The organism is Roseovarius litorisediminis (assembly GCF_900172295.1).
GTDB lineage: Bacteria > Pseudomonadota > Alphaproteobacteria > Rhodobacterales > Rhodobacteraceae > Roseovarius > Roseovarius litorisediminis.
Genome location: NZ_FWFL01000024.1, coordinates 1 through 6,090 on the forward strand (window position 1 = coordinate 1; position 6,090 = coordinate 6,090).

At 53.8% G+C, this 6,090-nt stretch carries 4 protein-coding genes and 2 pseudogenes; 1 reads left to right on the plus strand and 5 read right to left on the minus strand.

Going from position 1 to position 6,090, the window contains the following annotated elements; all coding sequences use genetic code 11:
* Positions 1–117: 117 nt before the first annotated feature.
* From PEL8287_RS20405 to PEL8287_RS19520, 5 genes and pseudogenes are all read right to left on the minus strand, one after another.
* A pseudogene (locus tag PEL8287_RS20405) lies at positions 118–249 on the minus strand (IS6 family transposase); the annotation flags it as partial.
* A 79-nt stretch (positions 250–328) separates the two neighbouring features.
* Positions 329–3,064, minus strand: a complete 2,736-nt coding sequence (locus PEL8287_RS19510; protein ID WP_176228712.1) for an amino acid adenylation domain-containing protein — start codon at positions 3,062–3,064, stop codon at positions 329–331.
* The gene (locus PEL8287_RS19515) at positions 3,061–4,353 is read right to left on the minus strand and encodes a cytochrome P450 (protein ID WP_085894123.1); all 1,293 of its coding nucleotides are present in this window, start codon (positions 4,351–4,353) and stop codon (positions 3,061–3,063) included. The genes PEL8287_RS19510 and PEL8287_RS19515 overlap by 4 nt, the downstream gene beginning before the upstream one ends.
* Before the next feature lie 325 nt (positions 4,354–4,678).
* Complete coding sequence (locus PEL8287_RS20140; RefSeq protein WP_176228713.1) at positions 4,679–4,831, minus strand: hypothetical protein; 153 nt, start codon at positions 4,829–4,831, stop codon at positions 4,679–4,681.
* Between the two features lie 93 nt (positions 4,832–4,924).
* Positions 4,925–5,719, minus strand: a complete 795-nt coding sequence (locus tag PEL8287_RS19520; RefSeq protein WP_085894124.1) for a pyrroline-5-carboxylate reductase family protein — start codon at positions 5,717–5,719, stop codon at positions 4,925–4,927.
* Positions 5,720–5,845: 126 nt separating this feature from the next.
* Here PEL8287_RS19520 and PEL8287_RS20410 point away from each other — a divergent pair.
* Positions 5,846–5,920: pseudogene (locus tag PEL8287_RS20410) on the plus strand (IS6 family transposase); the annotation flags it as partial.
* Between the last annotated feature and the right edge of the window lie 170 nt (positions 5,921–6,090).

Here is a 6,090-nt window from a genome sequence, read left to right on the forward strand (position 1 = left end):
TTTACTCACGAGCAAATTTCAAATTGAACCGAGCCGCCGCTCTTGCCGAGTGGCGGCAGCTTTGTTCCGCATAAGTTCACGCGTTCCGCGGTAAACTGAGACTGGTTCGAATTAGTCTGACAGCTTCCGTTCGTGGAGCAAATCTTCCACATTGCGAAGCGAGAGAGGAAACCGCACATACAACATCACCGCCAGGCGGATAATCTCACGGCTCGTTTTGAAATAGCGAAATGGATCAGGTTTGGTCATCTCCACACGCTACAAATCCGCCGTGCCCGCCTCAAGACAGTTTCTTCTGACAATGCCGTTGAGGGTGCAATCGTGCCTTTCAACTGTCAGGCACCTGCGTGGATGGGACAGCTTCGGACGTATCTGTTTTGAGCGGAATATCTCCGGAAGCGTTCACCACATGTGAAACAAGATCCATCCAGATATTCACTGCGGGTTCTTCAAAAAGGCCCAAATGCGAAGCTTCGACTACCGCTAATTCGGCAGTTTCCGACAGAATCGACTGCCAGATTTCGTATCGTCCACCCTGGTCGTGAAACACCGCAAGGCAAGCACCTTTGTATTGCTGGGCGACATAGGATCGAGCCAATTGCTGCGCCATCATCCAGAATGCAGGCCACCGGTTCTTGGGGACCAGAAAACTGGTCAATCGCGAAGGATAACGACCGTACAGATCAAGCCTATGATAAGCCAGACGTTGCCAGACCCGCAACTTGCGCAATTCTCCCATTGTCTTGCTACCCATTTTTGGCAAGCTAGCAACCGGATCCCTGACTAGGTTGCGAAGTTGCCGAACGAGCCGTTCAGCAAATGGCGGGCTCTGATAGCTGTGGGATTCAACAGTCTCTCCTGACTGCGCACTGCGATACTGAACTGGAGACATTGGGTCGAGCAGGAACAACAGCTCGACCTCTTCATCTAGCGCGTGAAGCTGACTGGCAATCTCCAACGCAATCAGTCCCCCCAGCGAATAGCCTCCAATACGATAAGGGCCGCTGTTCTGAATTGCGCGTATCTCGCGAATCTGCGCGGCGGCGAGTTGTTGGATCGACTTTGCCTTTACAAAGCCTCGCCCGTGCGCCCACTGCACAATCGCGTAAAGAGGGCATCCACCCTTCCAAGGCGCGGACCGGCCAAGCTTTTGATCAATATTGCTGAAAAAAAGCGGGGGGCCGTCACCCTCTTCCACAAGCGGAAAGATAGTTTTCTGGTTGTTCAGGTCAACCGGTTGCCACCGCAGGATCTCGACCGTTCTGGCAAAGTCACGCAACCGCGGCGCTTTGGCAATCGCGTCAGGCCCCATCTTGGCCCCCAGTGACTTTTCGACGTACATCATCATCACGATAGCCGACAGGGAATCGCCACCTTCCGCGAAGAAATGCGTATCCAGCGTCACAGTCTTGGTGCCAAGAACATTGGCCCAAATCGACAGCAGCCGACCCTCGGTATCCGTGACGTCCAGCGCGTCGTTTATAACCGGTACCTCGTCACGATGGTTTGCGATAGAAGCATCTCGGACCGACTTGCGATCCACCTTGCCATTGGCTGTCAATGGAAGGTTTTTAAGAGCGACGAAACGCGAAGGCACCATGGCTGCGGGAATTTTGCTGCGCAGGCAGTTCTGCACCTCGTCGAACGTCAGGCTTTGTCCCGGCGCCCAGACTATAGCGCAGCATAATCCTCTGGGACCGGCGGGCGTCACAAACCAGGTGGCCGCTGCTTGCGTCACTTCGGGCAGTGCCAGCAGCGCCGTTTCGACCTCGCGGGGCTCGATGCGCACACCACGGATGTTAAGCTGGTCGTCGATCCGGCCGTGATAGTGAATTATTCCGTTCGCGTCGCGCGACACCAGATCACCGGTGCGATAAAGCCGCTGTCCGCCGCTTTCGAGTGTGACATACTTCGTTACGGTCAATTCTGGGTTGTCCCGATACCCACGCGCCAGACCGGCGCCGCCGATCATCAACTCGCCGATACTGCCGTACTGTACGGGTCGGTCGGCCTCATCTACGACAATGGCGGTGCAGCGCGGTAAGGGGATGCCGATTGGCGCGGAAATAGCCGAGACCACCGGGGTTGTTGGTGACGCCTTTGAATCAAGCCGTTGACCTGTCACCCAGACCGTCGTTTCAGTCGGCCCGTATAGGTTCCAGACAATATCTGCAACTCGGCCCAGTCGCTCCGCAAGATCGGGCGCAACCGCTTCGCCAGTAGTGATTGCGACTTTGAGTGGCGGTATCTCAACGCCACTCTCCAACATCACCGACCAGCTTGACGGACCCAGTTGCACTATATTCACATCGTGTTGTTTCAGTTCGGAAAACAGCCGCTTAGGTTCCAGTAACAATGTCCGGCTTCTCAGTAAAAGGCTGCCTCCGTTCACTAGGGGCAGGAACAATTCGACCAACGAGATATCAAAGGCGATCGTGGCCACAGCAAGGTAACGGTCGCTTGGCCTAAAATCGAACAGTTCGCCCGCGGCTTTAAGGATGTGGAGCACCTGACGGTGTTCGACTTCCACACCCTTTGGCACGCCAGTGCTTCCGGAAGTGAAGAGAATGTATGCCAGTCTTGCACCACCGGGGGCGCAGACGAATGTGTCCCGGTCCTCGCCCATCTTTATCATGGCGCCGTTCAGGACCAACGGTGGCAACCAACCTGCCGCATCCGCGGTTTTTAGCCGTGCATGATGCGTGGCATCCGTCACCACCAAGGCGCAGGAGGCTGCGTTCAGAATGCCGATACCCCTGTCAACCGGGTCGTCAGGATCAATCGGTACATAAGCATGGCCGCACCACAGGATCGCCAACATCAGAGCCACCATGTCAAAATCCCGCGACACAAGCAGCGCGACTGTCGATTCCGGTTGCAAGTCATAGGTTGAGAGGCCGCGTGTATAAGCCATCATACGGCGTCGAAGCTGATCATAGGTTCGAGCGCGATCATCAATAATCGCAATTGCATCGGGGTTTGATTGGGCCTGATTGTCAAACCATTTTGCAAGGTTGCCATCAAAGCCGGTTTGTCCCGGACCTGTTTCGGGTACGCGGGTCAATTGGGAACTGCCGTGTCGCGCGGTGTCAGTGCTGGGCAGAAGGTGTTTTCGGGCTCCCAATGATAGAGGCCCCGCACTGAACGATTGGGCCCGTCAGCGTTCAGTCGGTATTTCCGCGACAGAGCCTGCAAAAACGTCGCCCCGAACCGGACAGAAAATGTACCAAAGGGGCATTGGTGGCGGTCCGCGCCAAAGGGCGAGTACCGGTCGGGTCCCGGCTTGCTGTCGAGAAAACGGCTGGGATCGAATTCAAACGGGCGGTCATGCGCATCAGTCAGCTTGTGCGATTCCCAGATGCAAAACCGCACCATCGCGCCTTTAGGAAACAGAAAACCGTCAGCGACAAAATCTCGCGTGACCCTGCGGACAAGGCGTTCCGCCTGCTCCAGCCGCAGAACTTCCATAACAAAAGCGTTTGCAAAAGAAGAAGAGCTTTGTTCACGTGCGATCCGGTCACCCTGATCCGGGTGCTTCGCAGCGAACCACATCAGCCAGCGTAGGAATGCGGTTGTATCGTATCGGCCCATTTCAACCATGTATATCAAGTTTCCCATCATGATTTTGTCTACGCATCCCTGGGCGTTCAACTGCCCAAGAATGCTGTTTCGATCAATTTCGGCGGCGGCAGTCTGCAGAATGTCCGCAATGCTTCCAACGGCCTGTTCTTGGCGAAGACCGGGCGTCCAGACCAATCCGTTTCCGCCAAGCTGGTGATAGGCCTGACGCAGCGCGTCTGCACTGCTGCCATCCGGCTGAATGCCTAATATCATGCGAAAGAATGCGTTGAAAACCAAGTCTGATAGGAACCCATAAAGATCGCTTGGGGGCACGGGGCCAGATCCAAAATCGGCTGCCAGTTCGTCCAGCTTGCTCGCGGTCTCTCGTCCAAATGTCTCAAACCCGGTGGCGAAATCTACTGCATTCAGTGCTTGAAAAAGCTGTGTGCGATAAGTGCGATGGACGTCCCCTTCCATCTGCCGCAACAAGCCCTCAGGAAATATGGACTTCGTGTCGATGGTCACTGGGCGCATATCGGCCTCGTGATCGCGTAATATCTTGCGACAACGAGGCAACCCAATGACATAAATCCAAAATGCGCCCCAGGCCCGTCCCTTGAAGATTGGTACTTGATTAATGCAGTTTTCGATGAGCGCCAGCCGATTGGCAGCCTCGATTTCGTCCAGTCCGGGTTTCATTTTACCAGGTGGAAGCGGCTGGCGACGATAAAGCGACAACAGCTTCGCGCGTGCTAGAATCATGTCATAGGCAATCGTTTTGTCATTTTCCAAAGCACACGTTCCAGCCTGTCAATATCCGTTTTGGAGAGTGTAGCAAGGCGAGCCACCAAAATTCAAAGTATATTCAAAAACCTCAAAAGGCCCGGATTCTTAGCGAGTTGTGCAATACAATGGCAGTTTCGCACTCTTGTATTTCGTATTTTGGAATCCTGACATCCGGTAAATGGGGATCAGTCATTCGTTGCGAATGTGGATTAAGTTACCAAACCAACGGCTGATTCGGGGAAATCCTGCCGCAGTGCCACGAAACTGTCACCTTCTTGATTGGGCAGGTCTGACGAAATGTGCGGCATGAGCATCAGGCGGCTTTGTCCGCTTAGCCGACCTCGGCGCAAAGTGCCGCGAAAGTCCGGTTTCCGCCCATGTCGAGGGTAGAAGCTACATGATCGGCCCATACCTGCCATTGGTCACGATCAACGCCGCCGCAGTGCAGCTTCACCACAGCAGCCATTCGTACATCGCGCAGCATTTTTTGGCGCCGGATGACGGTAAAGCGGACTTCGAAAATTACTTGATGTTTCGTAGTGCATTCCAAAACACCAATTTAAATAGCCATAGTCTGCTAAATCGATCTTGCCTTGTCGGCTGCCGCCAGAAGCCCGTCACTGATTGTTTTGGACAAGCTCGACTGCTCCATTGCAATTAGCCCGGCGGCTGTCGTCCCAGCATACTCGATCATCCAACGAACCTGATCGGCGGGGCTGGTGCTGGCGGCGGCCAACATTGTTCCACCAGCAAGAAAAAGTTGACGAATGGCCCGGTCAGCAACATCAGGCGCAATACCTTGGCTTGTGGCATGATCCACCATGCACTTGGCAAAATAGGCGACAAAACCCGGTACCGGGCCAGTCATTGCGGTGAAGTGATCGAGCTGTTGCTCGTCGAAAATCTCATCCGTTGTGCCGCACGCCCCAAAGATTTTTCTCACGATATCTCTGTCGTCCGACCCAATTTCTGTGTTTGCTATCCAAGGTGAATACGCCATGGACAAAGAAGCGGCAGGACTGCTCATGGCCCGCACAACACGAACAGATGCTGTCTTGGATTTCATTTCACCAATCGTCACACCGGCCACAACTGAAATTACCAACCTGTTGGGTGCGTGGATGTCGATGTCAGGAAATCGAGCAGGCGGCACGCATAGAATGATGACATCGCAGGCGTCAACCAACTCCTGATTGTCTTTTGTGAAGTGAATAATTGAACTTTGTTCGACGTTAGAGGCATTGCCACTCCTGTTTGAAACCCAGAAATTCGATTGTTCAAACGCCTCGCTTCCAAGAAGTGCACTCAAAATTGCCGATCCGAGCATTCCTGAACCCCCGATGATACCGATGGTATTGCCGGTATTTTCCATTGAAAATCTCCCTTTGTGCTCAAGTCACAGATTCTGAGTAATCACCGGTTCATGTCAATTGGTCACAGAGGCACTGTCAGATTAAATCGGCTTGAGGCCGGAAAGTCAGTTTCGTAGCGTCGCCGGATGACAAAACGCTCCCCATTTCGCTATTTTAAAACCAGCCCTGAGATCATCCGCCTTGCGGTGATGATGTATGTTTGATTTCCGCTTTCACTACGCAATGTCGAGGATCTTCTCCATGGGCACTGTCAGATTAAACCAGCTTGAGGCCGGGAAGTCAGTTTCGTAGCGTCGCCGGATGACAAAACGCTCCCCATTTCGCTATTTTAAAACCAGCCCTGAGATCATCCGCCTTGCGGTGATGATGT